Genomic DNA, 832 nt, shown 5'->3' with positions numbered 1-832 from the left:
GCGGGGGGGCGGGGCCGCCAGGGTGGTGCCACGGGCGTCCATGCATGCGCGGGCGGTCCTCAGCTCCGCCACGCAGGCCCGTGCCGCGGCCTGGGGGATGACCGCGCCAACGGTCCGTGCGAGCCCTCCGGCCGCGGCGGCCCGGAGGCGCGGATCCCTGGAGCGCAGCAGTCCGGCCAGCAGCGCCTGTTTCTCGGCGAGGGGTATGCGGGAGGAGGCGGCGATGTGGGCCACGCGCTCCGGTGGAGGCTTGCCCTTGAGCGATTCCCTCACCACGAACTGGAAGGCCTCCGGGCTCAGACCGAAGGACAGCAACCCCCGTCGTCCCAGCAGCGCATCGAGGAGGGCTTCGCGTCCGCCCCGCCGGTTCGCGTGGACCGGGGAGAGCAGCTTCGAGACGATGGAGGGCGTGGCGGTGAGCCTGTGGACCAGGTTGTGGTCCCGCTCCAGGGCCCAGATGAACAGGGCCTCGGTGCGTGCGGGCTCCGCGATGCGCAGGCTGTCGCGCATCGCGAGCAACTGTTGGCTGGTCAGGGGTTGCGTCACGTCGATGAGGTCCTCGGGCGAGAGCCTCACGAGGTAGAACTCCAGGAGCTGGGCCGTGAGGTCCGCGCAGCGAGGCTGCGTGCGCGCGAGCATGCGCAGCCGCGCGATGGACGGGGGCAACAAGGCCTTGGTGTCCTGGAGCTGGTCGCACGGGACGGTCCGGGCCCAGCCCTGGAACGCCGTGTCTGGAGCGGGGATGCGCTGCTGGGCTTCCCGCATCAGGTCCCCGAGGGGCGCGAGCGTGGGGTGCGTCTTGCGTGCCAGGGAGATCCACTCGGCCTGGAGG

General features: G+C 72.4%; 1 protein-coding gene. It reads right to left on the bottom strand.

Annotated features, from left to right (window positions below; translation table 11 throughout):
* Positions 1-832 (bottom strand): hypothetical protein (locus D7V88_RS43500; RefSeq protein ID WP_158625293.1); only part of this gene is annotated, 832 nt, incomplete at both ends.

The sequence above is a fragment of the Corallococcus terminator genome (assembly GCF_003611635.1).
Taxonomy (GTDB): Bacteria; Myxococcota; Myxococcia; order Myxococcales; family Myxococcaceae; genus Corallococcus; species Corallococcus terminator.
Note: the sequence above shows the minus strand (reverse complement) of the source record. Positions and strands in the feature narration are given on the sequence as shown.